The following is an 18,666-nucleotide window of genomic DNA, read 5'->3' on the forward strand; positions in this document are numbered from 1 at the left end:
GGCTTATTTTGCCGCCGTCTGCAAGGCTTGCTGGTAATCGGGTTTCGAGTAGCCGGCAAAGTGTTTGTTCGTGATGTCAAGGAATTCGCGCGAACGGTAGGCGGCCGCCAGGTCCTTGGCGAACGGCTTGTCCTTGTCCGCCGTGCGGATGGCCACCAGGTTGATGTAGTTGGGCGAGATCTTCTCGGCCACCAGCGCGTCCGTCAATTTCAGCCCCGACGCCAGCGCGTAATTGCCGTTGATGAAGGAGTAATCGGTGTCGCCCAGCGAGCGTGGCAGCTGCGCCGCTTCCAGCGGCAGCAGCTTGATTTTCTTCGTATTGACGGCGATATCCTTTTCCGACGCACGCACGGGGTCGAAGCTGGCGCGCAGCTTGATCCAGCCTAATTGATCGAGCAGCACCAGCGCGCGCGCCTGGTTGGTCGGATCGTTCGGCAAGCCCACCGTCGTGCCTTCCTTCACGTCGTCCAGGGTCTTGTGCTTCTTGCTGTAGATGGCGATCGGCGCCGTGGGTATCGTGATCAGGTCCGTCAGGGCCAGCTTGTGCTCGAGCGCGAATTTCTTCAGGTAGACGATGTGCTGGAACACGTTGGCGTCCAGCGACCCCTCGGCCAGCGCGAAGTTCGGCTGGATGTAGTCATTGAATTCCACCAGCTTGACCTTGTAGCCCTGCTTTTCCAGGATAGGCTTGATGCCCAGCTTGATCTGGTCCGCGTACGGCCCGGCGCTGGTGCCGATGGTGATCTCTTTCGGGTCCTTGGCGTGGGCGAAGCTGGCCGTCAAGGCCAGGGCCAGGGCGGTGAGGACGATGCTGCGGCGGGCGATGGTCATGGTGGCTCCTTGGTGTGTGAATTATGAATATGCCGTCGGCTCAGGCACCGTGCCAGTCAAGGCAAAGCGTCCCAGGTCGCGCAGCTTGTAGTCGATGGGGTCGTGCAGGGTATGCACGCGCACGTTGCGCCAGTAGCGGTCGAAGCCATATTGGGCCGAGGTGGAACGGGCGCCCGTCAGTTCGAACATCTGGCTGCTGATCTCGAGTCCCGCCTTGTGCGACAGGCATTTGGCTTCGGCCACGGCCACGGCCAGCAAGCCCCGTTCGCGCGCCGTGACCAGCGCGCCCTTGCGGAAGACCTTTTCCAGTTCCTGCGCCGCCGCGTCGGCCAGCACTTGCGCGGGGCGCAGCAAGAGCCACAGCTGGCCGTAGCGGTGCTGCACCAAAGGGTCATCCGTCGCTTGCGCCACGCCCGAGGCAAACCAGGCTTTCGCCTGCTCGTCCGTGTAGCGGCGCGCCGCCTCGAACGCGCCTTCGGCGATGCCCAGATACAGATTGCTCATGATCAGCTGCGCGATCTGCGAGCGCACGGTGGCTTGCGGCGTGGCCGCCTGCGCGGGCGCCTGCAGCACCAGCTCGCGCGGCAGGGCGACTCCTTCAAAGTGGACATTGCCGCTGTCCGTCTGGCGCTGGCCGAAGGCGTCCCAGTCCGCCTGCACGGTCACGCCGTCCTGGCGCGTGGGCAGGGCGGCGATCAGCGCCGTCTGCGTGGGCGCATGCCAGGCGGAGACGGTCAGCCAGTCCGACCCCACGGAACCGGAAGAAAAGCTCTTGATGCCGTCGAGGAGATAGCCGTCATCGCTGTCGCTGGCCGTGACCCGTTTGTCGAGGGGATTCAAGGCATTGCCCCAGAACAGGCGTTCGTCGACGGTCAGGGTGAGCAGGCGGCGCTGCTGCTGCGCGCTGCCGTACAGCTGCAGGCCCGCCAGTTGCAGATGGTGGAAGCCGAAGACGTGCGCCAGCGCGCTGTCGGCCCGCGCCAGGATGCGGATCACCTGATACACGAGGGGCCACGACGCGCCCTGGCCGCCGAATTCCACGGGAATCGACAGGGTCAGCAGACCTGAATCGCGCAGCCATTCGCGTTCCTGCGCCGCATGGCCGCCGGCCTGGTCGCGGGCATTGGCCGTTTCGGCCAGGCGCGCGGCCAGCGACGTGGCGATGCTGATGGCGTCCCGCAGGGGTTCCTGCACAGGCGGCTGGGGACGGGCGGCATGGAGAAAAACGCTAGACATGAGTGACATTCCAGAAAGACGATGAGGCCGATATTGCACCGCCAGGCGCGCGCCGTACACGAAGAAAACCGCGCATGGATATGCGAAAAAAGCCGCGCGGCTGCCGGCGCCATGGCGTGCGGGGCGTCAGGCCCGGATAGACAAAAAACGCATATCGAAGCGCGAAAGCATTCGTTTTACCGGGCCGCTGATGGCGATAGGCTGCAGGCATCCAAGTAGCCAAATCAAACCATCACGTACAGGGACGGGCATCACATGAGCATCTTGTTATTGGGCGGCAGCCCGCAACTCCCATCGAGTTCCAGCCGCCTGCTGCTGCATATCGGCGAACAGCTGGCGCTGCAGGGCCACAGCTACGCCAAGCTGCATGTGCGCGACCTGCCGGCGCGCGCCTTGCTGCTGGCCGACTACGACGACGCGGCGATCTCCCGCGCCGTGCGCGCCGTGGCCGACGCCGACGCCATCGTGATCGCCACGCCCATCTACAAGGCGTCGTATACAGGATTGCTGAAAGCCTTCCTCGACCTGCTGCCGCAAGATGGCCTGGCCGGCAAGCTGGTGCTGCCGCTGGCCACGGGCGGCGGCCATGCCCACACCCTGGCGCTCGACTATGCGCTGCGTCCCGTACTGCATGCGCTGGGCGCCAAGCAGGTGTTTACCAGCATTTATGCCAATGCGCAGCAGCTGGCGTGGCACGAAGAAGGGGGCCTGAGCCTGGACGCGCCGATCGCCGAACGCGTGCAGGCCGGCATCGAGGAGCTTTCTGCCGGCCTGTTCGTGCTGCAGGACCGGCGTCCGCCCGCGCCGGCAGAAGTCCCGCACCCCGTGCGTTCGCTGCAAGACCAGCCTTACGCGCGCCACTATCAAGCCGCCTGATTATTCACCGACCAAGGAACCGCCATGACACACCGCCACGCACAACGCCTCTCGCGCCGTACCACTCTGGGCCTGCTGTTTGCCGCCGCTGCCGGCGTGATGGCGGCCGGCATGCCGGCCGCGGCGCAGGCACAGGCCAAGGGGGAAGTCCGCATCGGCTACCAGAAATACGGCACCCTGACCTTGTTGAAGGGGCGCGGCACGCTGGAAAAACGCCTGGCCGGGCAGGGCGTGGGCGTGAAATGGACGGAGTTCCCGGCCGGCCCCGTGCTGCTGGAAGGCCTCAACGTGGGCAGCATCGATTTCGGCACCGTGGGCGAGGCGCCGCCGATCTTTGCCCAGGCGGCCGGCGCCAACCTGGTGTATGTCGGCAATGAGCCGGCGTCGCCCGCCAGCGAAGCCATCGTCGTGCCCAAGGGTTCGGGCCTGCGCACCCTGGCCGACTTGAAGGGCAAGAAGGTCGCCCTGAACAAGGGCTCGAACGTGCATTACCTGTTGTTGAAGGCATTGGAAAAGGCCGGCGTCGCGTACGCCGACATCCAGCCCGTCTTCCTGCCGCCGGCCGATGCGCGCGCCGCCTTCGAGCGGGGCAGCGTCGATGCCTGGGCCATCTGGGATCCGTTCCTGGCGGCCGCCGAAAAGCAGCTGGGCGCGCGCGTGCTGGCCGACGGCAAGGGCCTGGTGGCGAACTACCAGTTTTATCTCGCCTCGCGCACGTATGCGGAAAAGCATCCCGAGATCCTGCGCATCGTGCTCGACGAAGTGGCCAAGGTCGATGACTGGGGCCGCAACAATCCGGAGGAAGTGGCGGCGATCCTGTCGGCGCAGACTGGCCTGGGCAAGGATGTCGTGGCGCTGGCCGCCTCGCGCTATGCGTACGGCGTCAAACCCGTGTCGCCCGACGTCATCGCCTCGCAGCAACGGGTGGCCGATGCGTTTTCCAGCCTGAAGCTGATCCCGAAACCCATCCTTGTCAAGGACGCGCTGCTGCCGGCGCGCCAGCTGGCCACCAGCGCAAAATAAGGAACAAATATCATGTCATTGAATGTCTTCTGGTTTATCCCCACCCACGGCGACAGCCGCTACCTGGGCACCTCGCAGGGCGCGCGCCCCGTCGATGCCGATTATCTGCGCCAGGTGGCCGTGGCCGCCGACACGCTCGGCTACGATGGCGTGCTGCTGCCCACGGGCCGCTCCTGCGAAGACGCGTGGGTGGTGGCGTCGTCCTTGATCAGCGTGACGCAAAAACTCAAATTCCTCGTGGCCGTGCGGCCCGGCCTGTCCACGCCCGGCCTGGCCGTGCGCATGGCGTCCACCTTCGACCGCCTGTCGAACGGGCGGCTCCTGATCAACGTCGTCACCGGCGGCGACCAGGGCGAGCTGGAGGCGGACGGCCTGTTTGCCGACCACGCCAAGCGCTATGAAATTTCCGATGAATTCATCAAAGTGTGGCGCGCCACCCTGGCGGGCGAGGGCGGCGCGGTCGGCTACGATTTCGAGGGCAAGCATATCCAGGTGAAGGGCGCGAAAACCCTGTATCCGCCCGTGCAGAAGCCGTATCCGCCCCTGTATTTCGGCGGTTCGTCGGAGCCGGCGCATGAACTGGCGGCCGAGCAGATGGACGTGTACCTGACGTGGGGTGAGCCGCCCGCCGCCGTTGCCGAGAAGATCGCCGACATCCGCGCGCGCGCCGCAAAAAAAGGCCGCACGGTCCGGTTTGGCATCCGGTTGCACGTGATCGTGCGCGAAACGAACGAGGCGGCCTGGCGCGCGGCCGATGAACTGATCAGCCACCTGGACGACGACATCATCGCCAAGGCGCAGGCGGCGTTCGGCAAGATGGATTCCGTCGGCCAGCAACGCATGGCGGCCCTGCATGGCGGGCGGCGCGACAAGCTCGAAGTGTCGCCCAACCTGTGGGCCGGCGTGGGCCTGGTGCGCGGCGGCGCGGGCACGGCCCTGGTCGGCGACGGTCCGACCGTGGTGGCGCGCATGCAGGAATACGCGGACCTGGGCATCGACACCTTCATTTTCTCGGGCTACCCGCACCTGGAAGAATCGTACCGTTTCGCCGAACTGGTGTTTCCGTTGCTGGGCAAGGGCAAGGCCGTGGGTGAGCAATCATTGAGCGGCCCCTTCGGCGAAGTCATGGCCAGCAATATCGTGCCGGCCGCGCCGCAGAAGAAGGCGGCCTGACATGGCGGCCAGTATCGTCAAACGCGCGCCCGGCACGCCCTGGGGTTACGCGCTGGCGCCGTGGGCCTTGCCCGTGGCGCTGCTGCTGGCCTGGCAACTGGCGGCGCAGTGGGGCTGGCTGTCGAGCCGCATCCTGCCCGAGCCGTGGGCCGTGGTGAAGGCCTTCTGGCATCTGGCCGCATCGGGCGAACTGTGGCTGCACCTGAAAACGAGCTTGTGGCGCGCGACCGTCGGTTTTGCCGTCGGCGCGGGCCTGGGCCTGCTGCTGGGCTTATTGACGGGCAGCTTCCGCCATGCGGAAACCCTGCTCGACACGACATTGCAAATGGTGCGCAACATCCCGGCATTGGCCCTGATTCCGCTGGTGATCCTGTGGTTCGGCATCGACGAGACGGCCAAGCTGTTTCTGTTGGCCGTCGGCGTCTTCTTTCCCGTCTACCTGAATACCTTCCACGGCATCCGCTCGGCCGACCAGGGCTTGATCGAAATGGCGAAAAGCTACGGCTTGTCCGGCTGGCCTTTGTACCGCGACGTGATCCTGCCGGCCGCCATGCCGTCCATCCTGGTCGGCGTGCGTTTTTCGCTGGGCCTCGTGTGGGTGCTGCTGATCGTCGCCGAAACCATCTCGGCGCAGGCCGGCATCGGCTACATGACCATGAATGCGCGCGAATTTTTGCAGACGGACGTGGTGCTGGTGGGGATATTGCTGTACGCCCTGCTGGGCAAGCTGGCCGATCTGCTCTCGCGCCGGCTGGAACGCCACTGCCTGCGCTGGAATCCTGCCTACCGCTAATGAGGAAAGAAAATACCATGCTGCTCGCCCCCATCCAGATCGAAACGGATTTCCTGTCGCACTTCGTGCAGTACGACCCTGCCAGCCCGCCGCCGCAGGCGAAGGCGGCGCCATCCGCTCCTTTGCAACGGCGTGGCGTTCCCCTGGAACTGACGAAGCTGAGCAAATCCTACACCAGTCGCCCCGTGCTGAACAACGTCGACCTGCAGCTGGAAGCGGGCGAATTTGTTGCCATCGTGGGGCGCAGCGGCTGCGGCAAGAGCACCTTGCTGCGCGCGATTGCGGGCCTGGAAAGCGCCGATGACGGCAGAATCGCCATCGGCAGCGGCATCGGCGCGCCGGACATCCGCATCATGTTCCAGGAACCGCGTTTGCTGCCGTGGAAGACGGTGCTCGATAACGTGGCCCTGGGCCTGCCCCGTTCCGTCGGCGCGGCGGCCGCCTCGCTGTGGACGGTGGGCCTGGCCGAGCGGGCGGACGACTGGCCATCGGCCCTGTCGGGCGGGCAGAAGCAGCGCGTGGCGCTGGCGCGCGCCCTTGTGCACGAGCCGCAGTTGCTGCTGCTCGACGAACCCCTGGGCGCGCTCGACGCCCTGACGCGCATCGAGATGCAGCAGCTGATCGAGTCGCTGTGGCTGGCGCGCGGTTTCACGGCCGTGCTGGTGACGCACGACGTGGCCGAAGCGGTGGCCATGGCCGACCGCGTGCTCTTGATCGAGGATGGGCAGATCACCATGGACGTGAGGGTGGACTTGCCGCGCCCCCGCCAGCGCGGCCATGCGGCCTTCGCCGCGCTCGAGCAGGCTATCTTGTCGCGGGTGCTGCAACCGTCTCGGCCAGGACAATAAAACCGTCGCCATCGACGGTCGCCACGATGCCCTCGTAGCTGGCGATGGCCGGGTGGCGCGTGGCCAGCGGGTGCGCATGCGTGGCAGTGACGACGATGACCTTCGCGCCGGCCGCTTCGCCCGCCTCGATGCCGACGGACGCATCCTCGAACACCAGGCAATCCATGGGCGCCACGCCCAGTTTTTGCGCCGCCAGCAGGTAGCAATCGGGCTTTGGTTTACCCGCCTTGACGTCTTCCGCCGTCACCATGATGGCGGGAATGGGCATGCCGGCCGCCTTCAGGCGCGCCGTCGCCAGCGCGCGCGGCGCCGAGGTGACGATGGCCCATTGCGCCGGCGGCAGCGATTGCAAAAAGCGCAGCGCGCCCGCGATTTCGATAATCCCTTCCACGTCGATGATTTCCGCATCCGTGATGCCCTGCGATTCGCGCTGCGCATCGACGCCGGGCAAGCGCAGTTTGGCGATGGTGTCGACCGAGCGCGCGCCGTGGATGGTGGGCAGGAAGGCCGCCACGTCGAGGCCCTGGCGCTGCGCCCAGGTGCCCCAGATGCGTTCGGCGGCGGCGATGGAATTGATGACGGTGCCGTCCATGTCGAAAAGAAAAGCCCGGTAGCGGCCGGCGGCCGATGGTGTTGGGGATGACGACGGCGAGGGCAGTGCGGACATGGCTTCCTTCCAATTGATGGGCTGGAAGCCATTGTAACGGCAGCCGGTTTTTATTTCACAGGTAGACCGATTCAAACTTGGCCACGGGCGCGCCATCCTTGAGCAGGATCAGGTACTCGCCTTCGAAACGGTAGCCCGTCACGCCGTTCAAATTGGCCAGCACGGCGCTTTCCAGCTGCATCAGCGGCGGCGGGCAGGCCATGCGCGTGCCGGCCAGCTGCGTGAAGCGCAGGGCCGTGCCGGCCAGCGTATAGCCGCCCATCACGCGGTTGCAGCCCGTAAAACCGTGGACCTTGCCATCGTCGGTGAGGGTGATGCGCACTTCGCGCTCCTGCCCCGGCGCCATCGTCACGTCGGCGCCAGCGAGCTGCGTCAGCTTCCAGTAGGTATTCGTCAGGCTGTACGTGGGCGTCAGGCCCGTGTCCGGCTTGGCGCTGCCGGAGGTGGCGGCGCAGCCGCTCGCCATGGCGATGGCGGCGGCGAGGGACAGGTATTTGAGGTGATGCAGCATGGAAGGCTCCTGTGAGGGGTGGAATGCCCGCAGACTAGCAGGTTTTCCGTGCCGTTCAGCGCACGGCAGCGGCGATTGTTTCCATTTTGCCAGTCCTGGCATTAAACTCATGCTTTCTATTGTTTTAACCTTGATCGGGGAGCCGGGCCGATGTTGCAAGCGCAAGCGCTGGATAATCGACTGGTCGCCACCAGTGCCGACGACGTGCTGGTCGACCGCATCGTGCCCGGCGCGCCGCTGGTCATCGCCTTCGGCTTCGTCTCATGGACCACGCGTCCCGCCTTCGATTTCTACGGGCGCCTGAGAAAGCTGGAGCAGGCCAGCGGCCAGCATCTGAACAAGATCCTCGTGCGCGATTCGGGCAATGCCTGGTATCACCGCCGCATCGCAGGGCTGGGCAGCCATGTCGATGAATCGGCGCAAGCCTTGCGCGAGCTGGTGCGCCGCATCGCGCCAGGTACCGTCACCACCCTGGGCCAGTCGATGGGCGCGTATGCGGCCGTCATGTTTGGCTTGCTGCTCGATGCGCAGCAGATCGTCGCCTTCGGGCCCTTGTCCTTCCTCGACGTGCAGCAGGCGCGCTTGTACCATGAGCTGCGCTGGCTGCCCGTGATGGAATCGCTGGCGCAGGATCCGCCAGCCTCGGGATATTACGACCTGGCGGCCCTGTGCCGCGCCAGGGCGACGGGCAATACGCAGCTGCACCTGGTGTTCGGCACCCGGCCCGACGCGGTCAATCCGGGCGCCAGCGCCAGCGAATCGGTGAACCTCGATGCCATGCACGCGCAGCGCCTGGCACCGTTCGGCCGCTGCACCCTGCATCCGTTTCCCCAGTCGGGCCACGCGGTGGTGCAGCACCTGATCGACACGAAGCGCATCAACGGCTTGCTGGCCAGCTGCATACTCGGTCTCACGCTGGAAGATGAACCGATGCCGGACATCAGCCGCGAGTGGCAGGACTGGGTAGCGGAAAACCTGCGTTTGGGCTGCGCCGGCGAACAGCTGGTGGCGGTGCTGCAGCAGCACGGCTTTTCGCTGGCCAGCAGCATGGCGGCCGTGGATGCGGCCCGCGCCAAGGCCATATGACGCCGCAGTTCGAACTCGACACCCTGAAAATCCGCCTCGCCGCTCCCGAACTGGCGGCGCTCGACCTGCGCGTGCGGGTGCAGCGCGCGCTGCGCCAGCTGATACTCGATGGCGTGCTGGCGCCCGGCCTGCGCCTGCCGGCCACGCGCGCGCTGGCGCAGTCGCTGGGCGTGTCGCGCGATACGGTGGAAATGGCGTATGCGCAGCTGCGTCTCGATGGCTATCTGCGGCGGCAGGCGGGATCGGGCAGTTTCGTCTCGCCGACGATAGGCGCGAGCTTGCTGGGCAAGCCTGCGACGACGCTGCCGTCCTTGTCCGCGCAGCCGGTGGCGCTCAGCGCCCGCGGTGCGCAGATTCTCGCCAGCGGCGGCGTGGCCGACCAGCAAAGCGTGAAGGCGTTTGCTACGGGCTTGCCGGAAACGCGGGCCTTTCCGCTTGATGTGTGGGAGCGCTTGCGGCGCCAGGCCGCCAGCAGCGAACACCATGTGCTGCTGCACGGCGACCCGCAAGGGGCCGAGCCGCTGCGCCAGGCCATCGCCGACTATGTGAACCTGGAGCGGGGCGCGCGGGCCACGGCCGGCCAGGTGCTGGTGCTGAGCAGCACGCGCCAGGCCCTGTACCTGTGCGCGCAAGTGCTGGCCGACGCGCATGGCCCCATCCTGATGGAAGATCCCGGCTATTTCGGCGCGCGCAAGGCGTTCGAGATGGCGCAATTGCAGGTCGTGCCCGTGCCCGTCGATGCCGATGGCTTGTCGATCGATCACCTGCGGGCCGACCGCAGCGGGGCCAACACGGTGTACGTCACGCCGTCGCATCAGTATCCGACGGGCGCCACCCTGGCGCTCGGGCGCCGCCTCGCCCTGACCGCCTGGGCCGCCGAGCGCCAGGGCTGGATCATCGAGGACGACTACGACAGCCAGTTCCACTATGCCGGCTTGCCGACGGCCTGCGTGCAGGGGCTCGACACGCGGCAGCGCACGATTTACCTGGGCACCTTCGCCAAGTCGCTGTACCCGGGGCTGCGCATCGGCTACATGGTGCTGCCGCCCGCGCTGGTGAAACCGATGACATATGCGCGCAGCATTCTCGATGGACACACGCCGCAGCTGGACCAGCTGACACTGGCCCGTTTCATCGCCGATGGCCATTTCGCGGCCCATGTGCGCGCCATGCGCAAGGTCTACGCCGTGCGCCGCGATGCGATGGCGCAGGCCGTGCAGCGGCATTTGCCGCACGTGGTCACGGCGCAGCTGCCGCCGGGCGGCTTGCAGATGCCATGTCTGCTGCACGAGGGCAGGGATGAGCTGGACACGATACGCCTGGCGGCGCAGGCGGGCATCGTGCTGCCGGGCCTGAGCCGCCTGTACGCGACGCCGCCGGCGCGCGGCGGCTGGCTGCTGGGCTTTGCGGCGCTCACGCCGCACGAGATCGAAAGCGGCATCGTCCGACTTGCCCGCGCGCTGGGGTGAGCGTGCAAGTGGTCTGTTGTATGTGAGTAAATTGGCCTGCCTGGGCAGTCCATGCGCCCATTAAGATGCTTCCTTTCAATGGCAGGGGCATACACATGACAGCAACCAACACCACCACCGCGATGGACGACCGGGCGCGCTGGCGCGACCTGGCGCCCCCCATCATGGCGGCCTTCATCTCCGTCCTCGTCAACTATGGCGGCACCTTCGTGCTGGTGTTCCAGGCGGCCCAGCTGGCCCAGCTGAGCGCGGCGCAGACGGCGTCCTGGGTCTGGTCGCTGAGCATCGGCGTGGGCGTGACGGGCATCTGGCTCAGCTACCGCTACCGCGCGCCCGTCATCACGGCCTGGTCCACGCCCGGCGTGGCCTTCCTGGCCACCGTCATGCCGCACACGCCGTATGCCGAGGTGATCGGCGCCTATATCGTGTCCGCCATCGCCTTCATTCTGCTGGGCATGTCCGGCGCCTTCGAGCGCCTCGTGCGGCTGATACCGGGCGGCATCGCGGCGGGCTTGCTGGCCGGCATCCTGCTGCAGTTTGGCGTCAACGCCTTCGGCGGCGCCAGCGCCGACCCGGTGCTGGTGGTGGTCTTGCTGCTGTCGTACGCCGTGCTGCGCCGTTTCACGGCACGTTTTGCCGTCGTGGGCATCATGCTGGCCGGCCTGGCGCTGCTGCTGGCGCAGGGGCGCATCGATGTCCAAGGCATCGAACTCGCCCTGGCCGCGCCCGTGTTCGAGATGCCGCGCTTTTCCATGGCGTCGCTCCTGGGCGTGGCGCTGCCCCTGTTCCTGATCACCCTGACGGGACAATACATGCCCGGCATGCTGGTGCTGCGCAATGACGGTTACCAGGTCAGCGCCAATCCGATTTTGACGGTGACGGGGCTCGGCTCGCTGCTCATGGCGCCGTTCGGCGCGCACGCCTTCAACGTGGCCGCCATCACGGCCGCCATCTGCACGGGCAAGGATGCGCATGCCGACCCGTCGAAACGCTACGTCGCCGGGCTGGCGTGCGGCGTGCTGTACATCCTCGTGGGCATCTTCGGCGTCACCCTGGCCAGCCTGTTCATGGTCTTGCCGCGCAGTTTTATTACGGCGCTGGCGGGCCTGGCCCTGCTGGGCGCCATCGGCAACAGCCTGGCGCAGGCGATGGCCGACGTGCGCATGCGCGAAACGGCGCTGATCACGTTTCTCGCGACGGCCGCGAACGTGACCCTGCTGGGCGTGGGCGGCGCCCTGTGGGGGCTGGCGGCGGGGCTGGCCGCGCATGGGCTGATGCATGGCTGGCGCAAGGCGGCTTGACAGCGGCATCGTCAGATAGCTTGCCCATGTTGCCAGCCGCCGCATACAATTGCTGCGCCCGTGCCCGTCGGCACCACCGAACGATATGACCGATGCCCGGGATCACTTCCCTGGCCTATGGCCTGGCGATTTTTGCGCCGGCCGCCGGCCGGGTGGGAAACCTGTTGTTTAATATTAAAGAAGCGAGAAGACGATGCCTGTCAGTTCCTACCTGAATACCCGCCCCGTGCTGGGCGAACGAGTCTACCTGCATGACACGGCGCAAGTGATCGGCGATGTGCGGATCGGCGACGACTGTTCCATCTGGTGCAACAGCGTGCTGCGCGGCGACGTCAACCGCATCGTCATCGGCGAGGGCAGCAACATCCAGGACTTTTCCATGGGCCATGTGTCGCACAAGAATGCGGCCAAGCCCGACGGGTCACCTTTGACCATCGGCAAATACGTGACCATCGGCCATTCCGTGATCTTGCACGGCTGCACGATTGGCGACGAGTGCCTGATCGGCATGGGCAGCATCGTCATGGATGACGTGGTGGTGGAGAAACACGTGATGCTGGGCGCGGGCAGCCTGGTGTCGCCGGGCAAGGTGCTGGAAAGCGGCCACCTGTACGTGGGCCGCCCCGCCGCCAAGGTGCGCGCACTGACGGGGGCGGAAATCGCCTACCTGCGCTATTCGGCCGAGCACTATGTGCGCGTCAAGAACAATTACCTGGCCGGCGACGACGCCGCCTGACCGCCAGCGCCATCAAGGCGGCGCAGTTCCGGCCGCGGCGCCAGGTCCTGCGGCAGGCGCAGGGCGGATACGAGGCCCAGGCGCCGCAGGAGCAGCAGCATCCACCAGCCCGGGTCCCATTCGCCCGGCAGCAGGCCCAGCCTGGCCGAGCCTGGATACGCATGATGGTTGTTGTGCCAGCATTCGCCCATGGTCAGCAACGACGTCAGGCGGATATTCTTGCCTTGTGCGGCGGCGCCGTCGACATGGAAGTGCATTTGGCCATGGTTGTGGGCGAAATAGCCGATCAGCCAGTGGCCGAGCACGCCGGCGCTGACCCGCGCGCACACGCCCCAGCAGACGAAGCCCCAGCCGCCCCAGACGAAGCACAGCATGGCCCACGGCAGTTGCTGCAGCATCCAGGTGGTTTCCAGAAAACGGTAAAAGCGGTCGTGCGCGATGCGCGGCTCGATGGCGATGTGCGGCGGATGGTCGAGGTCGAGGCGGCAGTGCAGTTGCCACCAAGCATCGCGCCAGAAACCGGCGCCGTGGCGCAGATAGGCATGGCAAGCGGGCAGGCGCTGGGCGTAGTCGCGCAGTTCGTGCTGGCGCAGCAGGCCCAGCGGGCCGCTGAGTCCCACCAGCACGCCCAGGTAGACGAGTACATATTCCAGCCATGGCGGGCAGGCAAAGCTGTCGTGGATCAGCTTGCGGTGGCTGCCCAGCGAGTGGCCGAACAGCAGGACGATGGCCGTGCCGGCCGCAAACAGCAGCAGACCGGCCCAGCTGAAGAAGCACAGGGCGCCCGTCACGGCGCCGGCCAGCATGGCCGTCAGCCACAGCGATTGCAGCGGCGCGTAGCGCACCGTGCCGTCCAGCACGCTGCCCGCGTGGGTGGCGCGGGCGCGGTGGCCGTCCAGGCTGGCTGTGGACATCAACCCTTGGGGGCCGACGACGGTTGCGTGTACTTGTCGAAGTTGGTGATGTAGTCGTTGAAGTTGTCGGTCAGCATGCGCTTGTACTGTTCCGTGAAGAAGGCCACGGCGCCTTCCTTCTCAGCTTGCATCTTGGCCACGTCGTTGCTTTTGCTGGCGACGAGGAAGGCGTTGAAGCGGGCGGCCGCGTACAGCAGCGAGGTGGCCACTTCATTGCCGCCGCTATGCATGCATTGTTCATTGGCCAGGGCGATGACCTGGTCGGCGCGCTCCCAGAATTCCGGGCCCGGTGCTGGTTTTGTCGTTGGTGTGCTCATAAAAATCCCTCATGAAAGTGCGCGCCAGTCTACACAGGGGGCCGCGGGCTGTCCAGCCGCGCGGCTGCCTGTCAGGGCGCTTGCAGGATCTGTGCGACCAGCACCGCCAGCGGCTGGCGGATGTCGAGCACGATGCCGGCTTCGTCCGCCTGCAGGGGCTGCAGGGTGGCCAGCTGGCTGTCGAGCAGGCTGGCCGGCATGAAATGGCCGGGGCGCCGCAAGCGGCTTTCCAGCACGGCGCGCGGGCCGTCCAGGTGGGCGAAGCGCAGGGCCGGATCGCCCTCGCGCAGCACGTCGCGGTAGGCGCGTTTCAGGGCCGAGCAGGAGACGACGAGGCCGTCGCCCTGCGCGCGCGCCGTGGCGATGCGCTCGCGCAGGGCGGCCAGCCAGCCGGCCCGGTCGGCATCGTCGAGCGGGATGCCGGCGGCCATCTTGGCCACGTTTTCCGGGGAATGCACGTCGTCGCCTTCCACGTAGGGCACGTGCAAGGCGTCTGCCAGCAGGCTGCCGGCGGCGCTCTTGCCGCAGCCGGACACGCCCATCACGACCCAGCGCACGGCGGGCACGCCCATGTTCAAGGCGCCGAAACGATGACGGTGACGCGGCGGTTTTCCGCCTTGCCCGTCTTGCTGGCGTTCGAGGCCACCGGTTTGCTCATGCCCAGGCCCTTGACGCTGATGTTGTCGCGTGGAATGCCCGATGCGCTCATGGCGTCGGCCACCACGTTGGCACGCGCCAGCGACAGCTTGTTGTTGTACGCTTCCGTGCCTTCGTTATCCGTATGGCCTTCCACGCGCATGTGCGTGATGCCCACTTTCAGCAGGGCGGCGCTGATTTTCTGGATGGCGTTGCGGCTCGGCGGCGTCAGCTTGGCGGCGTCGAATTCGAACAGCAGCTTGTCGGTAAAGCTCAGCTCCCAGCCTTCGTCCGTCTGGTTGAAGCCTTGCTCCTTCAGGGCGGCGACTTGCTCGGCATTGAACAGCGGTTTGGTCTCTGGCGTGCTCTGGCAGGCGGCCAGCAGGCCCAGCATGAACAGGCCGAGGATGCCGCGGCATAATTGCTTGTAGATAAATTGCATGGTGTTGCTCCTTGGTTCAGGGGTGAGTGTGGGGGTGCGGCAGGCGCGCCACCTGGCGCGTGCCGCGCTGCGCCTGCTTGGCGCGGTACATGGCTTCGTCCGCCGCACCGACCAGCGAGACGGCGTCGATGGCGTGATCGGGGAAGACGGCCACGCCGATGGTCAGCGAGCTGACGATGCTGTTGCCGGTGGGCAGTTCAATGGCTTGCGCCATGGCGGCGATGATGTTGTCGGCGATGTGCATGGCGTCGCTGCTGTTGCGCAGCGGCTTGAGCAGGATGGCGAATTCGTCGCCGCCCAGGCGCGCCACCAGGTCGCCCTCGCGCAATTGCTGCTTGATGCGCGCGGCGATCGTCACCAGCACGCGGTCGCCCGAGGCGTGGCCGAAGGTGTCGTTGATGTATTTGAAACGGTCGCTGTCGAGGAACAGCACGGCCACCTTGCCATTGCCGACCCGCGCTTCGAGGATGGCGCGTTCCAGTTCCGCTTCCATGAAGGCGCGGTTCGACAGGCCCGTCAGGCTGTCGTGGTTGGCGCGGTGCGACAGCGAGGCGTTTTCCTTTTGCAGATGGCTTTGCCATGCTTCCAGTTCGTCGAGCAGGGCGTTGAAGTCGTCATTGATCTGGTTCAGTTCGGCGATGTTGGCAGGCGGCACGCGCAGTTCGAACGAGCGGTCGCGCCGCACGCGGTGGGCCGTTTCCGCCAGGTGGCGCAGGGGCGACGTGATCTCCGTTTCCATGCGGCGCGACAGGCGCACGGCGACGACCAGGCTCAGCACCAGGCAAGCCAGCAGACAGGACAGGCCGCTGAGCAGGAAGGGCAGCAGGCTGCGGCTGTGCGGCACCAGGGTGATGCTGCCGATGGCCTGTTCATTGCGCGTGATGGGGAAGGTCAGCGAATCGGGCAGCATCCAGCCCGTCAGCGCGCGTTCGATGTAATAGCGGGTGCCATGCTGGCCCCGTTCCCAGCGGGCCAGGACCTTGCCGGCCGTGTCGCTCACCTGCGCCTGGTCGATGTCCTCATTGACGCCGATCAGGGCCAGCGCTTCCTTGGCGGCCATGGAGTCGCCAAAGACGACGGCTCCTTCCACCGTGTAGCTCATCGAGCGGGCCACCAGGCGCAGGTTCTGGTCCGAATACACGCGCAGGGCCAGCAGCGCCACGGCCGTCAGGGTCAGGCCGGCCGCCAGCACGGCGATCAGCGACACGCTCAGGTGGGCGCGCCGCAGCACGCTGTCGAGCGTGCGCCGGGGCAGGCGCGCGGGCTTGTTGCTCATGCGGGCGTTCATGGCGGCGGTCCCTTGCGACGTGCAATTTGCAAGGCGTTCGGATGCACGCGCAGGCCGCTGCGGGCGATGGCGTCGAGGTTGACGTCAAAGCCGATCTGCGCCTCGTTCAGGCGCAGGCAAAACATGGTGCCCACGGCGCACGACGTGCCGGGCTCGGCGACCGAGAGGATGGGTTTGCCGATGATCTGCGCCAGCAGATGCTCGCGTTCGCCTTCGGGCAGGCTGCCCAGGTAGGCGACGTCACATTCGCTGGCCGCGCTTGCCTGCGCCGGGATTTTCACGCGGATGCGCGGTCCCAGGCTGGAAGCGGGCGTGTCGACGATGGCCGCCCCGTAGCGTGGCGTACCGAGCATGCAGATGCGCACTTCCTGGCGCGCCACGGGCCAGCGTACATAACTGATGATGCCAAACAGGACCTGGGCCACTTCGGCGGGACGCCTGGCGTCGGCCGCCGCGCCCGTTTGCGCCCACGCCGCGCACGGCGCCAGCGCACTGCAGGCGAGCAGCGAGGCCAGCAGCACAACGGCGAGCAGGACGGGCGGCGCGGAGCGCTGCCGGTGGCGGGGGAAGGAAGGCACGGCGTCGGTGTCTTTATGCAGGTGGGGTGGCTATTCAAATAGTTACTCAACAACACAGACTGTACGGAAGTCCATGTTGAAAGTAAATCACGGCATGACGCCATCAACCTTGCATTATAAACACGAATGTGAAAACTTGCATTCTTTGCCATGAGAATTACTTACCAACACTGCCGTGGCGCGCCAAAGTGTTGCTATTCTTCCAGTGTCGCCTCCAGCAAGTCGATTTCGCGCAGCAGGCGCAAATGGATGGTGTCGTCCAGTTCGCCCGAAATGCGGCGGCGGAACAGCTCATCGCGCTCCGCATTGAGCGCTTCCAGGCGCAGCGCCCGCTCGGCCTTGGCCAGTTCCTGCAGCCGCATCGCCTCGTCGTTGCTGCTTTCGCCATACGCCAGGCGGCGCCGGTAGGCTTCGATCAGGCGGTTGGCCGCTTCCGTGACGACTTGCTGCTTGTCATTCTTGTCGATGCCTTCGCACACTTTTTCCAGCCGCGCGATGGCCGCTTCGGCGGCGGCGGCGCGGGCATTGCGCTCTTCCGTCGAACGGCGCGCGGGCGGCGCGAACACCAGGCCCTTGGTCAGCAGGGGCAAGGTGACGCTGGCCAGCAGCAGCGACAGCAGAATCACGCCCATGGCCAGGAAGATGACGAGGTCGCGCGCCGGAAAGCGCGTGCCGTCGGGCAGGAACAGCGGCAGGGTCAGGATGCCGGCCAGGGTCAGCGCGCCGCGCACGCCCGCGAACGAGGCCACCAGCAGCAATCGCAGGCTGGGGCGCGCCAGCAGCGCCGCATCCTTCGCTTCGCCCGCCACCTTCTTGTGGTGCTTGAACAGGGTCAGCTTCATCGAGATGAAGACCCAGAGGAAGCGCATGAAGGTCAGCCCCACCGTGATGGCGATGACGAACAGGGGCAGCTTCCAGGCGCTGCCGGCGCCCACTTCCATGGAGGCGGCGGGCAAGCCGGCCACAGTGGCGGGCAGCTGCGCGCCCAGCATGACGAAGATCACGCCGTTCAGGACCAGTTGCACGGTATCCCACACGGCCTTGCGCTGGGTGCGCGTGGCGGCCAGCGGGCGGCCGATCAGGTCGGCGTAATGCATGGACACGCCGGCCGTGGCGGCGGCCAGGATGCCCGAGCCGTGGATTTGCTCGGCGCCCAGGTAGGCGGCGAACGGGATCAGGATGCTGATCAGGATTTGCAGGCCCGGTTCTTCGCCGACCTTGCTCACCAGCCATTTATTCGCCAGGCCCACGCCCCACGAGATGGCCAGGCCGATGACGATGCCGCCGCCTGCTTCCTGCAGGAAACTCAGCGAGGCGGCGCCGATGGAAAAGCCGCCCGTCATCATGGCGCCCACGGCAAACGTGAAGCAGACCAGGCCCGAGGCGTCATTGAGCAAGGATTCGCCTTCGAGGATGTGCATCAGGCGCGGCGGGATCGGGTTGCCGGCCGCGATCGCCGAGACGGCCACGGGGTCCGTCGGCGACAGGATGGCACCGAGCGCGAAGGCGACGGCCAGCGGCACGCTGGGGATCAGCCAGTCGATGAAGAAACCCATGCCCAGCACGGTAAACAGCACCAGGCCGATGGCCAGCATCAGGATCGAGCGCGCGTCGGAAAAGAAGGCGCCCTTGGGAATGCGCCAGCCATCGAGAAACAGCAGGGGCGGAATGAAGAGCAGGAAGAAAATGTCGGGATCGAGCGGCACTTGCACGCCAAACACGGCCAATCCCGTGCCGCCGGCGATCTGGATCAGCGGCAGCGGCAGCTTGACCCAGCGCGAGCGGGCGAGAAAGCCGCACAGGACGACGGTCAACACGAGGATGAGGATGATGGTAACGGTATGCATGAAGAAGCGGCGGCGTGCTGAAACGCTGATTATAAGGCGCAGCCCGCCTGCGGCACGACCTGCGTGTCATTGCGTACATACAACAAGTCACAAT

General features: G+C 66.3%; 20 protein-coding genes. 9 read left to right on the forward strand and 11 right to left on the reverse strand.

Annotated features, from left to right (window positions below):
- Positions 1–3: 3 nt before the first annotated feature.
- Positions 4–831 carry a MetQ/NlpA family ABC transporter substrate-binding protein gene (locus tag AC07VH_RS12435; protein WP_494788046.1) on the reverse strand — a complete coding sequence of 276 codons (828 nt, stop codon included), beginning with the start codon at positions 829–831 and terminating at the stop codon, positions 4–6.
- Positions 832–852: 21 nt separating this feature from the next.
- Entirely contained in the window at positions 853–2,067 is a 1,215-nt protein-coding gene (locus AC07VH_RS12440; protein ID WP_494788047.1) for an acyl-CoA dehydrogenase family protein, read from the reverse strand.
- A gap of 255 nt (positions 2,068–2,322) precedes the next feature.
- Between AC07VH_RS12440 and ssuE the strand changes: the two genes are divergently transcribed.
- Genes ssuE through AC07VH_RS12465 form a run of 5 tightly spaced genes read left to right on the forward strand, consistent with a single transcriptional unit; the run spans position 2,323 to position 6,780 of the window.
- Positions 2,323–2,943: an NADPH-dependent FMN reductase gene (gene ssuE, locus AC07VH_RS12445; protein ID WP_489628028.1), complete on the forward strand. Its 621-nt coding sequence runs from the start codon at positions 2,323–2,325 to the stop codon at positions 2,941–2,943.
- Between the two features lie 24 nt (positions 2,944–2,967).
- A complete protein-coding gene (locus AC07VH_RS12450) occupies positions 2,968–3,966 on the forward strand; it encodes a sulfonate ABC transporter substrate-binding protein (protein ID WP_494788048.1) in 999 nt (332 codons plus the stop codon).
- Positions 3,967–3,978: 12 nt separating this feature from the next.
- The gene (gene ssuD, locus AC07VH_RS12455; protein ID WP_494788049.1) at positions 3,979–5,139 is read left to right on the forward strand and encodes an FMNH2-dependent alkanesulfonate monooxygenase; all 1,161 of its coding nucleotides are present in this window, start codon (positions 3,979–3,981) and stop codon (positions 5,137–5,139) included.
- A 1-nt stretch (position 5,140) separates the two neighbouring features.
- Positions 5,141–5,932, forward strand: a complete 792-nt coding sequence (ssuC, locus tag AC07VH_RS12460) for an aliphatic sulfonate ABC transporter permease SsuC (RefSeq protein WP_494788050.1) — start codon at positions 5,141–5,143, stop codon at positions 5,930–5,932.
- A gap of 17 nt (positions 5,933–5,949) precedes the next feature.
- The gene (locus tag AC07VH_RS12465) at positions 5,950–6,780 is read left to right on the forward strand and encodes an ATP-binding cassette domain-containing protein (RefSeq protein ID WP_494788051.1); all 831 of its coding nucleotides are present in this window, start codon (positions 5,950–5,952) and stop codon (positions 6,778–6,780) included.
- Here AC07VH_RS12465 and AC07VH_RS12470 read toward each other — a convergent pair.
- The gene (locus tag AC07VH_RS12470) at positions 6,737–7,447 is read right to left on the reverse strand and encodes an HAD-IA family hydrolase (RefSeq protein WP_494788052.1); all 711 of its coding nucleotides are present in this window, start codon (positions 7,445–7,447) and stop codon (positions 6,737–6,739) included. The two genes, AC07VH_RS12465 and AC07VH_RS12470, sit on opposite strands and share 44 nt — an antisense overlap.
- A 55-nt stretch (positions 7,448–7,502) precedes the next feature.
- The gene (locus AC07VH_RS12475) at positions 7,503–7,958 is read right to left on the reverse strand and encodes an META domain-containing protein (protein ID WP_494788053.1); all 456 of its coding nucleotides are present in this window, start codon (positions 7,956–7,958) and stop codon (positions 7,503–7,505) included.
- Between the two features lie 150 nt (positions 7,959–8,108).
- Between AC07VH_RS12475 and AC07VH_RS12480 the strand changes: the two genes are divergently transcribed.
- The 4 genes from AC07VH_RS12480 (at position 8,109) to AC07VH_RS12495 (ending at position 12,550) form a co-directional block, all read left to right on the forward strand.
- Positions 8,109–9,044 (forward strand): hypothetical protein, encoded by a 936-nt coding sequence (locus AC07VH_RS12480; protein WP_494788054.1) that lies wholly within the window; start codon positions 8,109–8,111, stop codon positions 9,042–9,044.
- Complete coding sequence (gene pdxR, locus AC07VH_RS12485) at positions 9,041–10,513, forward strand: MocR-like pyridoxine biosynthesis transcription factor PdxR (RefSeq protein WP_494788055.1); 1,473 nt, start codon at positions 9,041–9,043, stop codon at positions 10,511–10,513. Before AC07VH_RS12480 ends, pdxR begins: the two co-directional genes overlap by 4 nt.
- Before the next feature lie 122 nt (positions 10,514–10,635).
- Entirely contained in the window at positions 10,636–11,814 is a 1,179-nt protein-coding gene (locus tag AC07VH_RS12490; RefSeq protein WP_494788128.1) for a benzoate/H(+) symporter BenE family transporter, read from the forward strand.
- 193 nt (positions 11,815–12,007) lie between these two features.
- Complete coding sequence (locus tag AC07VH_RS12495; RefSeq protein ID WP_494788056.1) at positions 12,008–12,550, forward strand: gamma carbonic anhydrase family protein; 543 nt, start codon at positions 12,008–12,010, stop codon at positions 12,548–12,550.
- On the opposite strand, the gene AC07VH_RS12500 is transcribed toward AC07VH_RS12495, so the two are convergent.
- The 7 genes from AC07VH_RS12500 to AC07VH_RS12530 all read right to left on the reverse strand — a co-directional run bounded on the left by AC07VH_RS12500 (position 12,523) and on the right by AC07VH_RS12530 (position 18,572).
- Positions 12,523–13,464 (reverse strand): acyl-CoA desaturase, encoded by a 942-nt coding sequence (locus tag AC07VH_RS12500; protein ID WP_494788057.1) that lies wholly within the window; start codon positions 13,462–13,464, stop codon positions 12,523–12,525. The two genes, AC07VH_RS12495 and AC07VH_RS12500, sit on opposite strands and share 28 nt — an antisense overlap.
- Positions 13,464–13,781 carry a DUF3144 domain-containing protein gene (locus AC07VH_RS12505; RefSeq protein WP_092712778.1) on the reverse strand — a complete coding sequence of 106 codons (318 nt, stop codon included), beginning with the start codon at positions 13,779–13,781 and terminating at the stop codon, positions 13,464–13,466. The genes AC07VH_RS12500 and AC07VH_RS12505 overlap by 1 nt, the downstream gene beginning before the upstream one ends.
- A 71-nt stretch (positions 13,782–13,852) precedes the next feature.
- Complete coding sequence (locus tag AC07VH_RS12510) at positions 13,853–14,353, reverse strand: gluconokinase (RefSeq protein WP_475416258.1); 501 nt, start codon at positions 14,351–14,353, stop codon at positions 13,853–13,855.
- Between the two features lie 2 nt (positions 14,354–14,355).
- Complete coding sequence (gene yfiB, locus AC07VH_RS12515) at positions 14,356–14,859, reverse strand: outer membrane lipoprotein YfiB (protein ID WP_475416257.1); 504 nt, start codon at positions 14,857–14,859, stop codon at positions 14,356–14,358.
- A gap of 16 nt (positions 14,860–14,875) precedes the next feature.
- Positions 14,876–16,135, reverse strand: a complete 1,260-nt coding sequence (gene dgcN, locus AC07VH_RS12520) for a diguanylate cyclase DgcN/YfiN (RefSeq protein ID WP_475416256.1) — start codon at positions 16,133–16,135, stop codon at positions 14,876–14,878.
- An 8-nt stretch (positions 16,136–16,143) separates the two neighbouring features.
- Positions 16,144–16,725, reverse strand: coding sequence for a regulatory sequestration protein YfiR (gene yfiR / locus AC07VH_RS12525; RefSeq protein ID WP_489628018.1), 582 nt, complete (start codon positions 16,723–16,725; stop codon positions 16,144–16,146).
- Between the two features lie 194 nt (positions 16,726–16,919).
- On the reverse strand, positions 16,920–18,572 hold the full coding sequence (locus AC07VH_RS12530) for a Na+/H+ antiporter (RefSeq protein ID WP_475416254.1): 1,653 nt from the start codon (positions 18,570–18,572) through the stop codon (positions 16,920–16,922).
- Positions 18,573–18,666 lie beyond the last annotated feature (94 nt).

The organism is Janthinobacterium sp. GW821-FHT03C10, from assembly GCF_059420865.1.